17 protein-coding genes and 1 pseudogene are annotated in these 18,255 nt (G+C 56.4%); 11 read left to right on the top strand and 7 right to left on the bottom strand.

The features are described from left to right. Window positions 1-99 precede the first annotated feature (99 nt). Complete coding sequence (locus tag WS68_RS06815; protein ID WP_059570072.1) at window positions 100-1,773, top strand: chloride channel protein; 1,674 nt, start codon at window positions 100-102, stop codon at window positions 1,771-1,773. Window positions 1,774-1,890: 117 nt separating this feature from the next. Here the strand turns inward: WS68_RS06815 and WS68_RS06810 are convergent. The 5 genes and pseudogenes from WS68_RS06810 to WS68_RS06790 form a co-directional block, all read right to left on the bottom strand. After that, window positions 1,891-2,307, bottom strand: a pseudogene (locus WS68_RS06810) (YXWGXW repeat-containing protein). Between the two features lie 130 nt (window positions 2,308-2,437). Further along, window positions 2,438-2,692 (bottom strand): cell division topological specificity factor MinE, encoded by a 255-nt coding sequence (gene minE / locus WS68_RS06805; protein ID WP_004186076.1) that lies wholly within the window; start codon window positions 2,690-2,692, stop codon window positions 2,438-2,440. 12 nt (window positions 2,693-2,704) lie between these two features. After that, window positions 2,705-3,520 carry a septum site-determining protein MinD gene (gene minD, locus WS68_RS06800; protein ID WP_059519862.1) on the bottom strand — a complete coding sequence of 272 codons (816 nt, stop codon included), beginning with the start codon at window positions 3,518-3,520 and terminating at the stop codon, window positions 2,705-2,707. A gap of 57 nt (window positions 3,521-3,577) precedes the next feature. Beyond that, window positions 3,578-4,408 carry a septum site-determining protein MinC gene (minC, locus tag WS68_RS06795; RefSeq protein WP_059570071.1) on the bottom strand — a complete coding sequence of 277 codons (831 nt, stop codon included), beginning with the start codon at window positions 4,406-4,408 and terminating at the stop codon, window positions 3,578-3,580. A gap of 149 nt (window positions 4,409-4,557) precedes the next feature. Then, a complete protein-coding gene (locus WS68_RS06790) occupies window positions 4,558-5,205 on the bottom strand; it encodes a GNAT family N-acetyltransferase (protein WP_231752961.1) in 648 nt (215 codons plus the stop codon). Between the two features lie 1,020 nt (window positions 5,206-6,225). On the opposite strand from WS68_RS06790, the gene WS68_RS25780 reads away from it, so the two are divergent. Further along, the gene (locus WS68_RS25780; protein WP_156429382.1) at window positions 6,226-6,927 is read left to right on the top strand and encodes a response regulator transcription factor; all 702 of its coding nucleotides are present in this window, start codon (window positions 6,226-6,228) and stop codon (window positions 6,925-6,927) included. Window positions 6,928-7,245: 318 nt separating this feature from the next. On the opposite strand, the gene sctC is transcribed toward WS68_RS25780, so the two are convergent. Beyond that, the gene (sctC, locus tag WS68_RS06780; RefSeq protein WP_059570069.1) at window positions 7,246-9,015 is read right to left on the bottom strand and encodes a type III secretion system outer membrane ring subunit SctC; all 1,770 of its coding nucleotides are present in this window, start codon (window positions 9,013-9,015) and stop codon (window positions 7,246-7,248) included. A 50-nt stretch (window positions 9,016-9,065) separates the two neighbouring features. After that, complete coding sequence (locus tag WS68_RS06775) at window positions 9,066-10,490, bottom strand: helix-turn-helix domain-containing protein (RefSeq protein WP_082709852.1); 1,425 nt, start codon at window positions 10,488-10,490, stop codon at window positions 9,066-9,068. Window positions 10,491-10,747: 257 nt separating this feature from the next. Here WS68_RS06775 and WS68_RS06770 point away from each other — a divergent pair, with 257 nt between their 5' ends. From WS68_RS06770 to WS68_RS06730, 9 genes are all read left to right on the top strand, one after another. After that, window positions 10,748-11,335 carry an HrpB1 family type III secretion system apparatus protein gene (locus WS68_RS06770; protein WP_059570067.1) on the top strand — a complete coding sequence of 196 codons (588 nt, stop codon included), beginning with the start codon at window positions 10,748-10,750 and terminating at the stop codon, window positions 11,333-11,335. Between the two features lie 19 nt (window positions 11,336-11,354). Continuing rightward, window positions 11,355-11,747: a hypothetical protein gene (locus WS68_RS06765; protein ID WP_059570066.1), complete on the top strand. Its 393-nt coding sequence runs from the start codon at window positions 11,355-11,357 to the stop codon at window positions 11,745-11,747. A gap of 44 nt (window positions 11,748-11,791) precedes the next feature. Further along, on the top strand, window positions 11,792-12,676 hold the full coding sequence (gene sctJ, locus WS68_RS06760; RefSeq protein WP_082709851.1) for a type III secretion system inner membrane ring lipoprotein SctJ: 885 nt from the start codon (window positions 11,792-11,794) through the stop codon (window positions 12,674-12,676). Window positions 12,677-12,721: 45 nt separating this feature from the next. Beyond that, complete coding sequence (locus tag WS68_RS06755; RefSeq protein WP_082709850.1) at window positions 12,722-13,462, top strand: type III secretion protein HrpB4; 741 nt, start codon at window positions 12,722-12,724, stop codon at window positions 13,460-13,462. Then, window positions 13,405-14,322, top strand: a complete 918-nt coding sequence (gene sctL / locus WS68_RS06750; RefSeq protein ID WP_331457842.1) for a type III secretion system stator protein SctL — start codon at window positions 13,405-13,407, stop codon at window positions 14,320-14,322. The genes WS68_RS06755 and sctL overlap by 58 nt, the downstream gene beginning before the upstream one ends. A gap of 14 nt (window positions 14,323-14,336) precedes the next feature. Continuing rightward, window positions 14,337-15,665, top strand: a complete 1,329-nt coding sequence (gene sctN, locus WS68_RS06745) for a type III secretion system ATPase SctN (RefSeq protein WP_197419545.1) — start codon at window positions 14,337-14,339, stop codon at window positions 15,663-15,665. After that, window positions 15,665-16,171, top strand: coding sequence for a hypothetical protein (locus WS68_RS06740; protein WP_059570062.1), 507 nt, complete (start codon window positions 15,665-15,667; stop codon window positions 16,169-16,171). Before sctN ends, WS68_RS06740 begins: the two co-directional genes overlap by 1 nt. Continuing rightward, a complete protein-coding gene (gene sctT, locus WS68_RS06735) occupies window positions 16,168-16,968 on the top strand; it encodes a type III secretion system export apparatus subunit SctT (RefSeq protein WP_059570061.1) in 801 nt (266 codons plus the stop codon). Before WS68_RS06740 ends, sctT begins: the two co-directional genes overlap by 4 nt. A gap of 208 nt (window positions 16,969-17,176) precedes the next feature. Then, on the top strand, window positions 17,177-18,187 hold the full coding sequence (locus tag WS68_RS06730) for a hypothetical protein (protein ID WP_059570060.1): 1,011 nt from the start codon (window positions 17,177-17,179) through the stop codon (window positions 18,185-18,187). Window positions 18,188-18,255 lie beyond the last annotated feature (68 nt).

The raw sequence follows: 18,255 nt of genomic DNA, 5'->3' as shown, positions 1-18,255 counted from the left end.
CTGGGTTCAACTCATATTTCAACTTGATTACGCCCCCTCTCATGCAAAATCTCGCGTGCGACGCTCTCTATAATTGCAATTTTGTCAGCGCCGCCGCCCATGCCACGCCACCGCCTGCTCCCGTCCCTCGCGCGCCGCACGCAACGCATCTGGCGCCAGTACGGTGTGTTCTGGCTCGGCGCAATCGCCGTGGGCCTGATCGCCGTGCTGTATGCGCGGCTTATCGATCGCGGCTACGACGCGTTCCGTGCACTCCAGCATCGTTACGTATGGCTGCCTTTCGTGCTCACCCCGGCAATTGCGGCGCTATCGGTCTGGCTCACGCGCCGCTTCTTCCGCGGCGCGGAAGGTAGCGGCATTCCCCAGGTGATCGCCACGCTGCACGCGCAGCCGGGCGCGTTTGGTTCCCGTCTGCTGACGTTGCGCATTCTGTTCGGCAAGGTTGTTGTGTCGTTGCTCGGCATCCTCGGCGGCTTCACCATTGGCCGCGAAGGGCCGACCGTGCAAATCGGCGCGTCGCTGATGTTCAACCTGCGCCGCTTCTATCCGCGCTCGAACGCGCTAATCGAGCGGCAGCTCGTGCTCGCGGGCGCGGCGGCCGGACTGTCGGCCGCGTTCAATACGCCGCTCGCCGGCATCGTGTTCGCTATCGAGGAGCTGAGCCGCAGCTTCTCCGCACGCGCAAGCGGCGTGCTGATCACGGCCATCATCATCGCCGGCGTGATCGCGCTCGGCCTGAACGGCAATTACACGTATTTCGGCACGATCGAAATCGGCCCGCATTTCCCCAAAGCGCTTGCTGCCGCCGTGCTGCTGACGGCGCTCGTCACCGGCATCGCGGGCGGCCTGTTCGGCTGGCTGCTGCTGAACACCAGCCGATGGCTGCCGGCAAGGCTGCTGTCGCTATATCGCGAGCGGCCGATCGTATTCGCGGCCGGGTGCGGTTTGGCGATCGCGTTCGCCGGCCTCGTCTCGGGCGGCACGACGTTCGGCAGCGGCTACGCGGAGGCGCGCGGCCTGCTCGATGGCCATGAACAATTGCCCGCACTGTATCCGTTCCTGAAGATGATCTCGATGGTCGCGTCGTACCTGCCGGGCATCCCCGGCGGGATTTTCGCTCCGTCGCTGTCGATCGGCGCCGGATTCGGCAATCTGCTGCATTTCGTGTTCAGCGACATGCACCTGCCGATGCTGATCGCGCTTGCGATGGTTGGCTACCTCGCTGCCGTCACGCAATCGCCTATCACGTCGTTCGTGATCGTCATGGAGATGATCAACGGCCACGCGCTGGTGATCTCGTTGATGGCGACCGCGCTGATCGCCAGCCGCGTGTCGCGCTTTTTCGTGCCGCCGCTCTATGAAGCGCTCGCCGAGCGCTATCTGAAGCCGCCGCAGCCGGCGCACGCCGCCGCGTCCCGCGACGCCACGCCCGCCGGTATCACGGCGGTCAGGATGCCGGTGGATGCCGCATCGGCGCCCGCCGATCCGCTCGATACGTTGCGCGACGAAACCGACGCGGATGCGCGAGCCGAAGCCGAAGCCGAAGCCGAAGCCGAAGCCGAAGCCGAAGCCGGCAGTCATGCTAGCGCCGAGATCGACGCCCGCCGCTATGCCGACGGCGGAGCAAGCCCCGCCTTCCGAACTGACGCCCCCGCCTGCGCCGCCGATACGAATACGTCGCGCCACGCAACCGCGCCAGCGGCGAGCGCCTCGCCGCCTGCCCGCGACGGCATACTCCCTTCGGCCGACCCGCCGCCACGACCTCGTCAATAGATCACGACGGGCGCGGGCCGGTCATACACCGGCCACGCGGGCACCTCGATGCAACCGGCCAGCGTCAACGTGACAAGCGCGAGCACCCGAAACGTTCGTTTCATCGCGCGTTCCCGCTCATGCCCAATGACCGCCAACCCAGACCCAGTTCGGCCCGCGCGGCACCCAGCGCCCCGGCACCCAATGCATGCCGACGCGCTCGGCCTGTCAATGCCCTGCTATCCACACGTAGCGGCCATGATCCCAATGCCAGTGGCCGCGATCCCATACATAGCCGACGCGCGGCGCCGGCGCGACCTCATAACGCACGGGCGGTGGCGCGCTCGGCGCGACCACGATAACTTCAGGAGCCGCCGGCTCGACCACCACGCCGGGCACGACCTGCGCGACAACGATTTCCTCCGCGCTTGCGGCAAGCGGCGCAAGCACGCAAACAGCCGCACCGGCAACGGCAAGCGGCCACGCAACACGACGAATAGAGAACGACATCACCGCCTCCGAGAATGAATGAACGCGCGATGCGCGCGCATTCATTCAATGCTCGGAGGAGCGAAAAGGCGGACCGGCGCTCTATTACGGAGCGTCCGAGAGTGCAACCGGAAGTAAGACACGCGCGGCGCCACGGCGCCGCGCACATGGCGGACAACGAAGCGGCGGCGCGGCCTCAGGCCTGGGGAATCTCGATCTTCACCTCGAGCACTTCCAGATCGTCCTGGCGCTCGAGGCTCACGCGGATGTCATCGTTCGAAATCTTCACATATTTCGAAATGACGGCGACGAGTTCCTTTTGCAACGCCGGCAGATAATCGGCGGGCGGACGGCCGCCCACCCGCTCGTGCGCGATGATGAGCTGCAACCGTTCTTTCGCGACGGCCGCGGACTTCTTCTTCTCGCCGAGCAGAAACGACAGTATCGACATGGCGCGCCTCCGTTACTTGTTGCCAAAGAGGCGCTGCAGCAGGCCCGGCTTTTGGTAATCGATGAAGCGCAGCGGCTTGTCCTCGCCGAGAAAGCGCGCAACGATGTCCTTGTACGCTTCGGCGACGTCGGTGCCGTCCAGATGCACCGCGGGCAGCCCCTGGTTCGACGCGTGCAGCACCGCCTCGGACTCCGGCACGACGCCGATCAGCTTGATACGCAGGATCTCGCTGATGTCGTCGAGCGACAGCATCTCGCCTTCGCTCACGCGCTTCGGGTTGTAGCGGGTGATGAGCAGGTGCTCCTTGATCGGCTCCTTGCCTTCCGTCGCGCGTTTCGTCTTCGACGACAGAATGCCGAGAATGCGATCGGAGTCGCGCACCGACGACACTTCCGGATTGGTCACGATCAGCGCCTCGTCCGCGAAGTACATCGCGTGCAGCGCGCCCGCCTCGATGCCTGCCGGCGAATCGCAAACGATGTACTCGAAATCCATCGCAACCAGATCGTTGATGACCTTCTCGACGCCCTCACGCGTGAGCGCATCCTTGTCGCGCGTCTGCGACGCCGGCAGGATATACAAGTTCTCGCACTTCTTGTCCTTGATGAGCGCCTGATTCAGGTTCGCTTCGCCCTGGATCACGTTGACAAGGTCATACACGACCCGGCGCTCGCAGCCCATGATGAGATCGAGATTGCGCAGACCAACGTCGAAGTCGATCACGGCCGTCTTGTGGCCGCGCAGCGCGAGGCCGGAGGCAAAGCTTGCGCTCGTCGTCGTTTTGCCCACGCCGCCCTTGCCCGATGTCACCACGATGATTTTTGCCATTTACCTACCCTGTGTTCGTCAATGAGAACCGACCGATCCGTTTGCCGCGCCCGCCCATCACGTCAGGCGCAGCGGCTCGATCATCAGTTTTTCCTGTTCGAGCCGGATCTGCACCGATTTGCCCAGCACCTCGGCAGGCAGCGGATTCTCCGTCGTCCGATAGATACCCGCGATCGAAATCAGTTCCGGTTCGAGACACGTGCAGAAGATGCGCGCGTCGTGATTGCCGTGCACGCCCGCGAGAGCGCGGCCGCGCAGCGGCGCGTAGATGTGGATGTTGCCTTGCGCGATGACTTCGGCGCCATGACTGACCGGGCCGAGCACCACGAGGTCTCCCTTCGCGTATATCTGTTGTCCTGAACGCAGCGGCCGGTCGATCACGAGCGTCGCCGCGTATGGTGCGATGACGGATGCCGCGGATACCGCATCCGCCGCCGGCATGTCCGCTTCGGCGGCGCGCGCGGCATCCCCCGCCGCCGCTTGCCACTCGTTCGACTGGGCCGCCTCGCCCGTCGTGCCTGCCGCGGTCTCGCCGAGCGCGTCCTCGCCGGTCTTCGGCGCCGCGCCGCGCCGGTCGCGCGCCTCGAGCAACGGCAAGCCGGCGTCGGCAACCCATGCGTGCTGCGCATGCTGCGCGACCACGCCGACCGCGCGCATCCGCACGTCGCCCAGCATCTGGCGGATCGCATCGAGCGGCACGCGCTCGCCATCCGCAAGCCGGCGCACGTCGATCGCAACGACGTCATCCGCAAAAAATTCGGGAGTCGCTTCGAAACGTTTGACCAACTCGGCGCGCAGCGCATCGAGATCGGTGGTTTTCACGGTGAACAGCAACGTGTCGACCGAACCGCTGCGCAGTTCGAAGAATGGCGATTTTTTTAGCGACATGGACGTTCTGCAAAAAAATTTTGCGTATTTTACAGGGGTCCACGCAGACGGCCATATTTTCGGGCGCGCGCGGCCCAGCGCCGCCGATGGCGCTCCGCCGGGATACGGCGCTGCAAGGCTCGCGAATCGCGCGCACGAAAGATGCTTTCTTACACGCGCCGGCGGCAGACAAACAGCGATTTCAGCGCGCCGGGCACGCGCGCGATTGGCGCGCGCTCGCCGGTATCGGCAAAACCGACATGCTCATAGAAGCGGATCGCGACACGGTTCTGATCGGCAATCCATGCATAAACCTCGACGGCGCCGCGCTCGGCCAACCAATTGCGCGCCGTATCGACGAGCAGCACGCCGCCGCGCAGATGACGCACCGCATGCGCGACCCACAACTCGCTCACGAACGCGCGCCGCTCGGGCGTGGCGTTGAAATAAGCACCGATCATGCCGGCCGGATGGCCTTCGGTATACAGCACGAACGTCGTCGATTCGTCAGACGACGCGCGACGCTCCACGATCGCGGCTGCAGCGGCCGCATCGACTCTTAACTCGGCTTCGGGCGTCTCGCCGCTCGCAAAGGGCTCGCGCAGCGAAGCCGCACGCAGTTCGCGATACACACCGCCCTGATCCGCGGTAATACGACGAACAGTCAAAATCGAACTCATGCAGATACAGCCCCCTTCGGACAGCAAGCCGTTAGCTTCAACCGAAAGCAGGGCATGAGTCAAATCGTAATTTTCGAACACCTGTATAAATTTCGGGGGACATAAGACGTGCCGAGGACAAATGCTGCGACGCAACACACCCTGTATGAACGATAGCCGTCGAGCGCAGCGAATCCCGAGCTTCGCCGCCAGGCTGGCGGGCTCGCCGGCATCGGGGCGACTATACACTCCGGCAGACGCACGGGCAGCCAAGCCTGGCGCCAACCGTTGCGCGTAAAGTAGGTTCGCCGCGCAACGATGAGTTGACTTATGGCACGATGTCGATCAACTGATTAATTCATTTCACCCGGTTTCGGATTAAAAATTTCAAATCAACCCTGCATCGTCCGGCTTGATCAAATTTCACATCAAATACGTGACACACCCACCCAATCCCGCCAGAATCAATGCAACCAACAAAAATATTGCCACAATACACCGCAACCCACCTAAAACCTCCGCATATAAATACCACTATAATAACAATAATTATCATAAAAAATAAACGTCAACCATTGACAATCTGATTGACAATAGCGCCGGCAATTGCGTACAGTGACACAAGCAAAGAATTGCAACACGAGCTTTCGTAAAGACTCTGCTATTCAGAAAATTTGATGCAGCTTGCATGAGCTTGAATCGGGCGATACCGATATTTTTGTCATGCTCGATCCGTCCGCATCCGGCGGAACTCATGCTACGTCCGATCGAAACCGAGCCCTCGCAAACCAGACCATTTGCCACTGGCAGACGATTAGTTTCATATTAATTTTCTAGAACGGCATGCTCCAACTCACATCATGCGCCATCACATATGATAATTAAGTGAAAATAAGGATATCAATCAGATATGCATCACGGCACCATTGACACTCAAACATTTTCCTTCAAGGCGCAATACTCTTCAGTCAATCGGCCGGTACACCGAAAAATGCATCAAGCACTCACGGCATTCGTCCAAGCCGATCAAGGAGCACACAAAACACGTCAAAATTCATAACCACCCCCAATCGGTACCCACCACACATTGGCATCGCTCTTATTGATTCATCGTCGCACAGAAATCAAGCATCGACCGGAATCAAAATTTCCGTTAAAGTGTTATTGTTTTGGTTCATTATGGCAAAGATTGCATATTTAGAGTTCGGCTCACATGGTATAAAAAAAATTCAGCCGACATTGATCGCTCACGGATACAACTGCCTTCCCTTCGAAGACGGAGAAAGATTAATATCGAAGCTAAAGAGAAATAAATTCGATCTCCTGCTACTCAACTGGGATGCCCCATTTGTAACCGGCTACGATGTGTTGATGTGGGCAAGAAGCAATTTGAGCACACACGTTCCAGTAATTTTCTTATTGCATCAAAATCAGGAAAATTGCGTTGCCAAAATACTGGCGGCCGGAGCCGACGACTATATTATTCAGCCATTCGGCGAAACCGAACTCATTGCGAGAATCAATGTTCAGCTGAATCGTTCCAGACAAAGGAGAAAATCAGCGGATCAATCGATAATGATCGGTGATTATCTGATCGATTTGGCTAATAGACTTTGCTACTATCGCGGCGCTCCCATTTTGCTCACGCCGAAGGAATTCAAAGTCGCAGCACTATTCTTTCGGCATGCCGGCGAAATTCTTACTCGAGAGCATTTGATGGCAGTGATTTGGGGGTATGGTGGCAGCGTTGTTTCCCGATCTCTCGATACACACGTCGCCAAAATCCGCCTCAAGATGAAACTACGCCCGGAAAATGGAGTCCGGCTCGTTTCCGTGTACGGACACGGCTACCGAATGGATGTCATGGGAACGCAAAGCTGATGCTTTTTCAAGACATAGCCCTTGAAACATTTGCACAACTTCAATATCACCATGCCCTATCCATACGTTCGATATAAATCAGAGACAACAGACATCACCGACATGGAAATAAACTTAATGTTGGCCTCGATCGAACAATCCACGTCTTTGAATCTCTCCACCGCATCCGCGGCCATCAAAAATGCATTACAAACTCCCAGATGCCATCATCGCGAAAGTGTATTCAGCCTAGTGGCGAGAAAAATCCCGAATTTCAAGATGAAAATCTCGGCCACCGGCAATCAACCCCGACGCTTCACAAAGCGATTATCACCTTACTTAGAATGACAACACTTTCGGAGTAATCAAAAATATACGCTCCATTCGAGAATTTTCATTATCCCGGCTACGGAATAGCGCACCAAGAAACGGGATTTTAGACAGCACCGGCACACCATACTCAGCACTCGATTGCTTTTCCACCTTATATCCAGCAATCAGCAAACTTTCATTCTCTCCAACAAAAGCCTGCGTATTAATTTCACTTGTTTTGATAATTGGAATCTCCTTGACTTCCCCCTTCGTAATACTCCCTTCCTCAATATGCACATTGAGTTTGATTTTGGTTTCACCGCCGCTCTCCACAACCATAGGCAAAACGCGCAACGAAGTACCAACTGATACGTTATACAAGGCTCCGCCTGTATAACCCGACACGGGTATAAAGAATCGCGTCTTACTATCCATGATGGCTTCCACATTATCCAACGTGGCCACCTTCGGCGTCGCATCTATCTTTGCCTTTGAAGTTTGCTGGAACGCATTGATCCTTGCAAGCAGATAACGGCCCGCATTGCCCAATACCGCCGAGATCGATGCTCCTACCGGAGTAGCATCCAGAAAAGTAATATTATCGCCCGCCGTCCGTCCAAAACTCGGGTTGAGAGTTCCATCATAATTATTTTGCTGCCTAGTGCCTGTTCCTGTTTGCACGTCGACATGGCTACTATGCGCCCTCCAATCCACACCAATTTGCTTGAGCGCATCATCGTCTATTTCGATAATGTGTGCTTCTATTTCTACCAATTTAGGCTGCACATCCAGCTTTTCGATTATCGAAGAATACTGCTCGATACGCTGGGGTGTATCACGGATAAGCACCGAGTTGGTCATTGGATTCGCTTCGATTACCGGGAGCATCTTCTCGTTGGCGCTCTGGACTTCACGACTGCCGCTCACAATAATTTTTCCGTCAGCGGCATCGACATCCGGGCCACCAGCTGCAGGAGGCTTACCACTGAATAAGTTTGCCAATGAACCGTCTGGCGAATCTGGAAGTGTCGGTATCGGTGGCGGATACCCATTACCGCTGGGACTTCCATTTACGTCACTCAGTTGGCGTAGACGCCGTACATTCGATGTTACAACATTCGGCAGTGCCCCATCGCCAGAATTGCGCAACGTCGAACTGGATGCATACAGTTGGGACAATATGTTTGCCACTCCGGGTATGACAACGGCCTCGCCGTCAATTTGAACTTTATGATCAGCCGCCCATGCGTGGTTCAACTTGAACACGCGCACTACCGAGCCGGCCTGATTCGCTATGCTCTGATCGAGTTGTTGAGCGATATCGTTCACAAGCTGCACATATTGCGCCGGCCCTGTAACGATTGCGGTGCGAGCATCTTCAGCATAAGTCACCGGAAACCTCGAGTTGGACAGCTTCATCTTTTTCAAGGTCGCGGCCAACTGACGAGTGTTCGCGTAGTTCATCTTTATAACTTGGCGAGTCATTTCGTTCGCGTTGCTGATCGATAATACCGCACCGTCGTAAAACCATACGAAGCCAAAGCTCGCAGCAAGCGTGTCGAAAAACCGTTGAGGCGGCATATCGAATCGCCCAGTAACGGTCCCCTGCACGTTTGGAGCGATCTGCGCAGGAATGTTTTGACTGGCCGCGAAATCGCGCAGCACATCCTTCAGATCCTTGCCTTCAACAGAAATATGCACCACCTTACTAGGCCACTGGATCGGCCTCGCACTCGACTCACAAATCACACCGGCGAGCAAGAATATTGCCACTGCGATGGCTCGCAACAATGCCATGAGATTTCCCCGAAAATTTTGGTATATCTATTAAAATATTTAATGGATAGTCACGGCGCAAGCGTCTGCGAAGGGGCTTCATGAAACTGTTTTCGATATCCATTCAATAGCGTCGTGCAATTACGCACCCCCCAACGCCTCGCCACCTCTAATACATTGCGCGTCGGTTCATTCAGCAATTCCTCCCGAATACGCTCCATTCTCATATCGCGAATCAACTCTGTTGGAGACAAGCCGAGATATTTTCGGAACGCCCATTGAAGGGCTCGCTCCGTTAGATTGATTTCCGCGGCAATCTCACAGATCGACAGATCACTTCGATTCAAATTATCAATTATAAAATGATATGCTCGGCGATAGCGAACGGGCAGCCGGGCATCGATATCGTCTGCCGGGGTTCTTAATTTCGTCGCCCGATTTGGCAGCGGCGCCAACCGTGAATTTTCACGAAGGCACTGCATGGCAGTCAAAGTGTAGCGGCTGTACCACTGCCACGCCTTTTCTATATGGCCGCGGGCCTGTTCGGTCTTCGCGGTGCAGTACAAATAATCCAGCCTGGCATGGGCCGTCAGCTCTCTTTGCCCATCTCGATGCAACGGTTCAAGCACCGCTTCCGCAACCTGCGGAACACTACCAATCAAGCCTGCCATCGCGATTTCAAGACGCACGGTTCTTTGATAATTTTGCATTCCTAATTTACATGCCCAACATAAATGAACATTTGCCGAGCTCGCCGCGCTATACACGCCACTCATCATCTCTCTTAGTTTCTGCACGTATTCGATTCGGGCACGCAACACATTTGGCGATACGCTCGGCACCTTTCTCTGCATCCACTGGCCATCCACCGAATCGAGCCCAGAGCGCCAGTACGCATGATCGCTCAGCGCGTTTGAACAGTGCATTTCTATTTGAACGGTGATATCGAATCGTATCGCTTCTATCAAAGCCTTCCAGAGTTCATCCACCTCCGGACTTTCGTGAATTCGCTCCTCGAGCACACCGAGCGCCTCAGCAACTTCATCGACACGCCCCATAGCGTATAGCGCGCAGATCATGCCGAACCTAGCTTCCAACTCCTGCTCCAGTCCTATGTCCTCAGTCCAAGCGATGATGCGCGCGAAACACGATAGCGCCGTACTTGGCCGATAACGATACAGCGCCTGCCATGCGGCGTTGCGACAGGACGTGACTCGCAATTCCCGTTTTGAAGAACGAATCATGTGTTGGGATCGTTGATAATTCTCTTCAGCCTCCACTTCCATACCGAGGCAGACTTGCAAATCCGCAACCAGTTGCAGCACGCGCGACGCATGCGCGCCACTCCCCCCCTCCTCACTGCAACGGTGCAATACTCTGCTAGCCGTAAGAATTTGGCCGTCGAGCAACATGTCGACAATATGATCGGTTGGAATAGACCAGGACCGTATTGATTGAATATTAAGCAATGGAAAATATAAGATAGAAAACATCATTCATCACCTTTAACTACAACTCAAACATGTGGACTCCGAAGAGATCGACACTATACCTATTCAAAGTAGCCATGATTGCCAGCCAGTTTGTGAAAGATTGTGAATATTTCGCGAGCAAATAAAATTTCGTACTGCTAGATTTTTTTTCGCTCAACGATCAAATGTAATTTTCAATGATTGCTAGAGTTCAGGCGAAGTCGGCTTTTTCCATTTCGCGCCGGCGCTTATCGGCATGTTTCACCAAGAGGTCTTTCGCCATGACGGCTGTACAAGAACCCCAATATATGGATTGCCCCGCGGGCGTCGTGGGTGGATTGGTCGAAACGATATCCACTGCGCTGCTCGACAATTTCCCCAAGCTGTCTGCTGACGAAAGCGATATCGAGCTGGTACTCGATGCATTGCACGTGCTGCGTCCTCACGTCGCAGAAATCAATGCTCTGGATGGCGTTTTACAGATGACGCGCAGCAACTGGGATAGCGCAATTCACATACTTCGCGACGTTTGCGATGCAGCCCCCCAATTCGGTCAGGCCAGGGCCCTACTTGCATATTGTCTGTCGATGAAAAGCGATCCTGAATGGAAACGTTTTGCGGAAGAAGCATTGGAAATCTCTCCGAGCACCGATACCCGGTATCTCGTGCAGGCCCTCCAAGCAAGGGACGATTTGACGCGAGCAGTGGAAGCCGCACAGAACGGAGCGGAGTTTGTCGTACCGGACTCCGTTGCACGGCTCACTGCGCTCGCCAATACCGACGGCATGGCAGGAGAGCAGCCCGATACGGCGCAGGCGCAAACTCAACCCACGCCGGATGCGTCAATGTATTCATTCCGGCGAGCCTGAAGCCAGTGGAGTCATACAAATGAACGGATCTATAACAGATCAGTTGCTGCAAGCGGCAATCGAAAATATAGGGAAAGATGCCCAAGCGCCGCTCGACACGCCTTCATCACACCTTGTCGAGCGCTTTCGGACATTGATGCAGCAAGCTCCGATGGTTACGCCAGAACCGACTGAATACAACGGAACCTTTGTGCTGAAATTGGCACAGCTACACGATGGCCAACTTCAACAAGTTGTTAATCATATTAACCAACTATCTCACTCCATTCCTTATCTCACGACGAAAGAGGTCATAGCAAACTCGGCCTACATGATGAAAGAAATTGCCACTGTGCAAGCTAACATGTCGGTAAAGATCGCAGTAGTGCACTCCTCAAAATCGGCGCTCGACACGTTGATGCGCAACCAGTAATAAAACGAAATTTATAATTTCGCTTCCGCGAGCAGATTGTAATCATGCGAAATGCATTTTTTAAATATAGTAATCGCATTTTGCCAATTATTATATTTTCAACACTTATTTTTATATCCGGGTGTAAGAAAGAGCTATATACGGGCCTTTCGGAGCAAGACGCCAACGAGATTCTGGCTGTTCTGCTCGAATCGAAAATCGAGTCATCGAAATATCCGTCCTCGGACGGCAAGACCTGGTCGCTGGACGTCGATGACTCCAACTTGGTGCGTGCTGTGCAAGTACTGCGCGAGCATGGCTTGCCACGCAGCAAATTCAATAACCTCGGTGATCTGTTCCGTAAGGATGGCTTGATATCCACGCCAACCGAGGAACGGATCAGATTTATTTACGGCACATCGCAGGAGCTGTCGGATACCTTGTCGAAAATCGACGGCGTACTTGTTGCCCGCGTGCAGATCGTCTTGCCGAATAACGATCCGCTTGCTCAATCCATCAAGCCATCGTCGGCGGCGGTATTCATCAAATACCGTCCGGGAGCCGATGTCCGCGCGTGGATCCCACAGATCAAAACGCTCGTCATGCACAGCGTCGAAGGGCTGACATACGACCAGGTGAGCGTCATTGCGATGCCTGCGGATCTTGCCGACACCTCAACCAATGCTGTATCCGCTCCTGCCACCGATCACAATGTCTGGCTACATCGCACCTTGATCGCGACATTGGTCATCGGCTTAATCGTCGCGCTCGCCGTCATCCAACGAAGCTTGACAGCCAACTTAAGACAAATGGCCGGTGGTGATGCACAAATGCCGTTCAACATGTCCGGCCGTAGCCAAGAGCCCGCTTCAGGCACTGTTTCCAAGAAATGGTGGAACGACGGATTCTCATCGCTAGTCGAGCGCATCCGAAAAATACGATCACGCTAATTCGATGAGACCGGGCCGCGCAGTGTGCCCGCATCTTCCACTCATATGAAGACCCAACCGACCCGCCCGCCATCCGAACGCGCAGCCGCGCGGCGCGAAACGTATGAGGCCAACCTGTCGCACGCTGCACTATGGGCACACCCTTCCTGGTATATGGCCATACTGTGCGTCGATGAATCGATCGTCGAACAATGGCGTCACACGCTCGCCCATACAAGCAAACACGCACTTCATGCCTGTTCCCGCACGCTCGCCGAAGCGGCAAACGTCATCCATCCCGATCCCGATGCGTACCAACGGCCTGCGCTCGAAACGCCGGCAAACTCGCCGGCTCGATTGAATCTTGCACTTCTGAACATGTTGCCGATCTCCGTCGGGTTGCAGGTATTGTGCATGCGCGCGCTTGTTTTCCGTCGCATCGAACTACGCCGAATGATCGATAAACGCGTGTGGGCTAGACTGTCGGAATGGGCAGGCATCCATATCGAAACGCTCATCGCCGACGCGCCGCCGATGGACACACTCGAGACCGATCACGGCCTCCATTTGCCGATCGATGCATTGGATGCCCCAACGCTCGCCAACGAAGGGTTCGTATTGTTCACGCGTGACGGCTGCCACGACGGTCTGTCATATCGCCCTCTGCTGCAACTGGCGCTCAGGCACGGCGGCCATGACAGCGGTGCACCGGCGTTCATGCCCGGAAAGACCGATGCGAACGGCAGCGCATGGCTGTATTCACAGTTGCCGAACTGGCTTGGAACATGGTCATGGTTATTTGGCTAAGACGCAATGAGTCAGCAACGGCTCAGATCGGCGCAGATGCAATCAATACCGAGCTCGGCATAACCGGTGACGTCATTGCGCGTGACGCGTTTGGCAAACTGCTTGAGCTCGAGCAGGCGTATGCCATGCTCGCCGACGAGCGTGCAGCGGTTCTCGCAGACGCGCATGCGCAAGCGGCATCGATCGTCGCAGCGGCCGAGGACAAAGCCAAGCAGCTGCTCGACGTGGCCCGCGGGGATTGCGAAAGTGCGATAGCTCACGGCTATGCCGACGGATATGATCAAGCACGCACCGAATGGATGGAGCAAGTCGCGGCATCTGCCGACATGCAAACAAAAATGCAGAAGCGCATGTGCGCGCGGCTGGCCGAAATCGTCACGTCGGCAGTCGAGCAAATCGTACATGTCCAAAATCACGATGCGCTATTCGAACGTGCGTTATCCACTGTCGAACGGATGGTCGACGGTGCAACCTATCTGCATGTCGCCGTCAATCCTCAGGATTTCGAACAAGCGCGAACGACATTCAATCGACTCGCTGCGCGTTGGCGGGAGTTGGGCTATCCGATATCGCTATCGGTCAATATCGACAAACGGCTTGCGCCGGGTAGCTGCGTCTGCGACTCTGACTGCGGCACCGTCGACGCCAGTCTCGACACGCAGTTACGCGCCATGCGCAACGCGGTATCGCGCGCACTGAAACGGGCGGTCGATCGCACTGCCTCCACCACGATCTCAGGCGATACGTCCGATCCGGGTTCCCATGTCCGGCAACCTGCCGCCGCATCCGTCCCCGAAGCCGATATTTCCGACAGCCCGATGATCGAACATCCGCATGCGGATGACGGAGCGTTCGCATGAAGCCCGCATGGTCGATGGAGGTGCTCGATCTCGAGAAATTCGCGGCAGAAATCGAACAGGAACTCGGTGTTCAATCAACCGTCACCCGCACCGGCAAAGTCATCGAAGTAATCGGCACGTTACTCAAGGTCATCGGTGTGGATTTGTCATTAGGTGAGCTATGCGAATTACGCGACGCAAAAGGCTTGGTGCTGCAACGTGCCGAAGTCGTCGGTTTCACGCGCGAATATGCGTTGCTTTCGCCGTTCGCATCCCTGGAGCACATTTCACGATCGACACAGGTCATCGGGCTTGGACGCCCCATGTCCGTGAAAGTGGGCGATGCGCTGCTCGGGCGCGTGATCGACAGCCTTGGTGAGCCCATCGACGAAGGACCACCGATCGAGACAACGACGCTGCGTCCGATCCTGACCTCACCGCCTCCACCGATGAGCCGGCGCATGATCGAAATGCCGATGTCCACCGGCATACGCGCCGTGGATGCGCTTCTGACGCTGGCCGAAGGACAGCGGATGGGAATCTTCGCTCCCGCCGGAGTCGGGAAAAGCACGCTGCTCGGCATGTTTGCCAGAGGAACCGCCTGCGACGTCAATGTAATCGCGTTGATTGGCGAGCGCGGCCGGGAAGTGCGCGAGTTTGTCGAATTGATTCTCGGCCCGCAAGGAATGCAGCGTTCGGTTGTCGTCTGCGCAACGTCGGATCGCTCGCCGACCGAGCGAGCGAAAGCCGCCTACGTGGCAACGTCGATTGCCGAGTATTTTCGTGACCGCGGCCAACGCGTGCTGCTGATGATGGATTCATTGACGCGATTTGCCCGCGCCGTTCGGGAAATCGGCCTTGCCGCAGGCGAACCTCCCGCACGGCGCGGCTTTCCGCCTTCAGTCTTCGCCGAATTGCCAAGGTTGCTGGAACGCACCGGCATGGGCGAAGTCGGATCGATCACCGCCCTCTATACCGTTCTGGCCGAGGACGAAACCGGCAACGACCCCATTGCGGAAGAAGTGCGCGGCATCCTCGACGGGCACATGATTCTTTCTCGCGAAATCGCCGCGAAGAATCTTTATCCGGCCATCGACGTGCTCAAGAGCCTGTCCCGCGTCATGCCTCAAGTCATGCCGCCGCGCTATATGCAGGCATCGGGCCGCCTGCGCGAACTCATCGCCAAGTATCAGGATGTCGAAATGTTGCTGCAAATCGGTGAATACAAACCGGGCACCGATGCACTGGCAGATGAAGCCATCGAGAAACACGAAGCCATCCGTGCGTTCCTTTGTCAGGCCACGACACACTACGCACATGCATCCGATACGGAAAAACAGCTCTTCGCACTCGCGGGCAGCTGATGGCGTCTGTCTTCCTCATTCGGGCACTGAAACGTTCGATCGAGCGCGGGCAGCGATACGAAGAGCAACTGCGCCAGCAGCTTGCGACGCAGCGCGATGAGTATGCAATGCGCGCCGCGCATTGCGACGCCCAGCGCGAACGCGTGGAGAACGAACGGAACACGTTGGATAGATACATCCGCAAGATAGACGCGCTAGCCAGCGGCGGTCAGGCGTTTTCCCCCGAATTATTCAATGATTACCATACCTATGTGAATACCCTGACGGAGCGCGTCGATATGCAATGCCAGGAACTGCAGCGGCTGGAAGCGCTCCTGTCCGAAGCAGCCGAGACCGTTACTCAAACGTTCCGAGAAATTGCACGAAACACTGGCCGTATCGATCGCTGCCGCGATCGTCTACAAACGATGAAACGGACGCTCGAAATGGCGTCGGATGATGCGATCGATGAGGAAGCCGAAGAACTTTCCGTTGCCCGATCGCTCCGCAGAAAGGCCCTCCGATGAACGATACGCTGACCATTTTCCCCTATGGCCCGCTACTGGTTCAGTACGCGACGGTCATCGGCCTCTGTTCGCTCCGGTTTGCGGTGCCGGCACTCATGTTTCCGCCCATTGCCAACGGTTTGAGTGGCTCCGTCCGCACCGGAGTCGTTTTGTTGTTCGGGTCATTCGTCGCTTATGGGCAACCATTGTCACTGGGTCAAAAAATCCAAGGCATGGCGGCGCTTCTGATGACCGGCCGCGAGATATTGATCGGACTTCTGATTGGATTCGCCGCGTCGAGCGTATTCTGGGCCGTGGAAAACGCCGGCATCTATATCGACAATCTAACAGGCTACAACAACGCACAAGTTAGCAATCCGTTGCGTCAGGAGCAGTCGACGCCGACCTCCACATTACTATCGCAAATCGCAACCGTCGCGTTCTGGTCACTCGGCGGAATGACGTTTTTGCTCGGTGCGATATACGAGTCGTATCGATGGTGGCCAATCGCGGCGATCAAACCGATTCCACTCAATATTCTCGAATCGTTCGTCTTGACACAAAGCGATTCGCTGATGCAACTGACGACCAAGCTGGCGTTACCAATTGTGTTCATCCTGCTGCTGGTGGACTTTGCGTTCGGTTTCATCGCAAAGTCGGCGGAAAAACTGGATCTGGGGACATTCAGTCAGCCGATCAAGGGCGCGCTTACCGTGCTGATTCTCGCACTGTTCGCCGGGCTGGTGATCGACCAAACGCGCAGCCAACTGACGCTGCACGCGCTCGGCACGCAGCTCAAGTATTGGATCGGGCATTAGCCGCCAAACCGACCGGCGGACGGCTCTTGTATTCATTTATCGGGTATCGGCCGCAAGCTCCGCGAGCCGCCTGCGTCATACGGTTTCGCCTCGCCTATGAAGAATTCGCATCAAGCCGACGATATGATGTATCTATCACGTAACCTTGAGACAAGTTCGAATTGAGCATTATTGATTTCATGCGACTTGTCAAAACCTGGTACGGGCGATGAAGCTGTTACGCGTATTGACCGGCTTTCATGCCGGCGCACAACTCTGTATCGAACCTGGCGTCTATCGCATCGGCGCGCACGCCGATGCCGATATCCAGTTAATTGACTGGCAAGGAAGCGACGTGATCTTGCACGTCGACACCAACGGCGTCGTGACCGTGTCGCCGGAGCGCGACGAAACGGACGCTGGCGTCGCGGCTGCCGAGTCAGTGCCGCCGAGCCTGCCCATCCGGGCCCTGACCGATCTTGAGCCGGTTCAGTTTGGAGAAACGGTGTTATGCGTGGGAAACGAAACCCCGAAATGGCCGTCCGACGTCGAACTGCTTTCCACGTTGCTTGCGCGGCCGCATGAAACGCGTGCTCACGGCACGCGCTTCTATCGTCATGCGATTGCCGCAGCCGTCACATGTGCGTTGTTCGTATCCGCGACGATCGGTCTGTCGCTCGATACGGCGGAGGCCAGCCATGCGTCGACGCTCAATTTCACCAGCGAAAATGCGCAACAAATCCGCCGTGCGCTTGCGGCAGCACACCTCGACGGCCTGTATGTGCGAGCAATCGGCAACACCATTGCCGTATCCGGCATCGTATTGAACGACACGGACGATCGCGCGGCACGCAGGATTCTCGATCGATTCGGCTCGGCCAATACGATCGAGCGCAACTACGATATCGCACAAGACGTAACCCGCAGCATTGGCGACATGCTCGGTGTTAATGGCGCGTATGTCACGTATCTCGGCGACGCCCGTTTCGCGGTCAATGGGCCGGCCCTCGAGAAAGCCGCGCTCGAAACCGCTATCGCTCGCGTTCGTGACGATCTCGGCCCCAACATCACGGACGTTGTGTTGCGAACCAGCGGCCCGGATGCCGCAACTCGCCCAATCCCGCCTTATTCGGAAATGCTGGCCTCCAACGACGTGCGCTTTGCCCAAACCCCCGATGGCGTCAAACATCTCTTCAGCAGCACTGATCCGATGGAGAGTGAAAATGCGATGCCTAGATAGCAATACCGGATTGGCGCGTCTACCCGCGGCTCGAACGGCGCAGTCTGCGTTGCGATTCGGCATCGGCT

The organism is Burkholderia sp. TSV86 (assembly GCF_001522865.1).
In the GTDB taxonomy this organism is placed as follows: domain Bacteria; phylum Pseudomonadota; class Gammaproteobacteria; order Burkholderiales; family Burkholderiaceae; genus Burkholderia.
The sequence above is the reverse complement of the archived record's forward strand: the minus strand, read 5'-3'. Positions and strand labels throughout refer to the sequence as shown.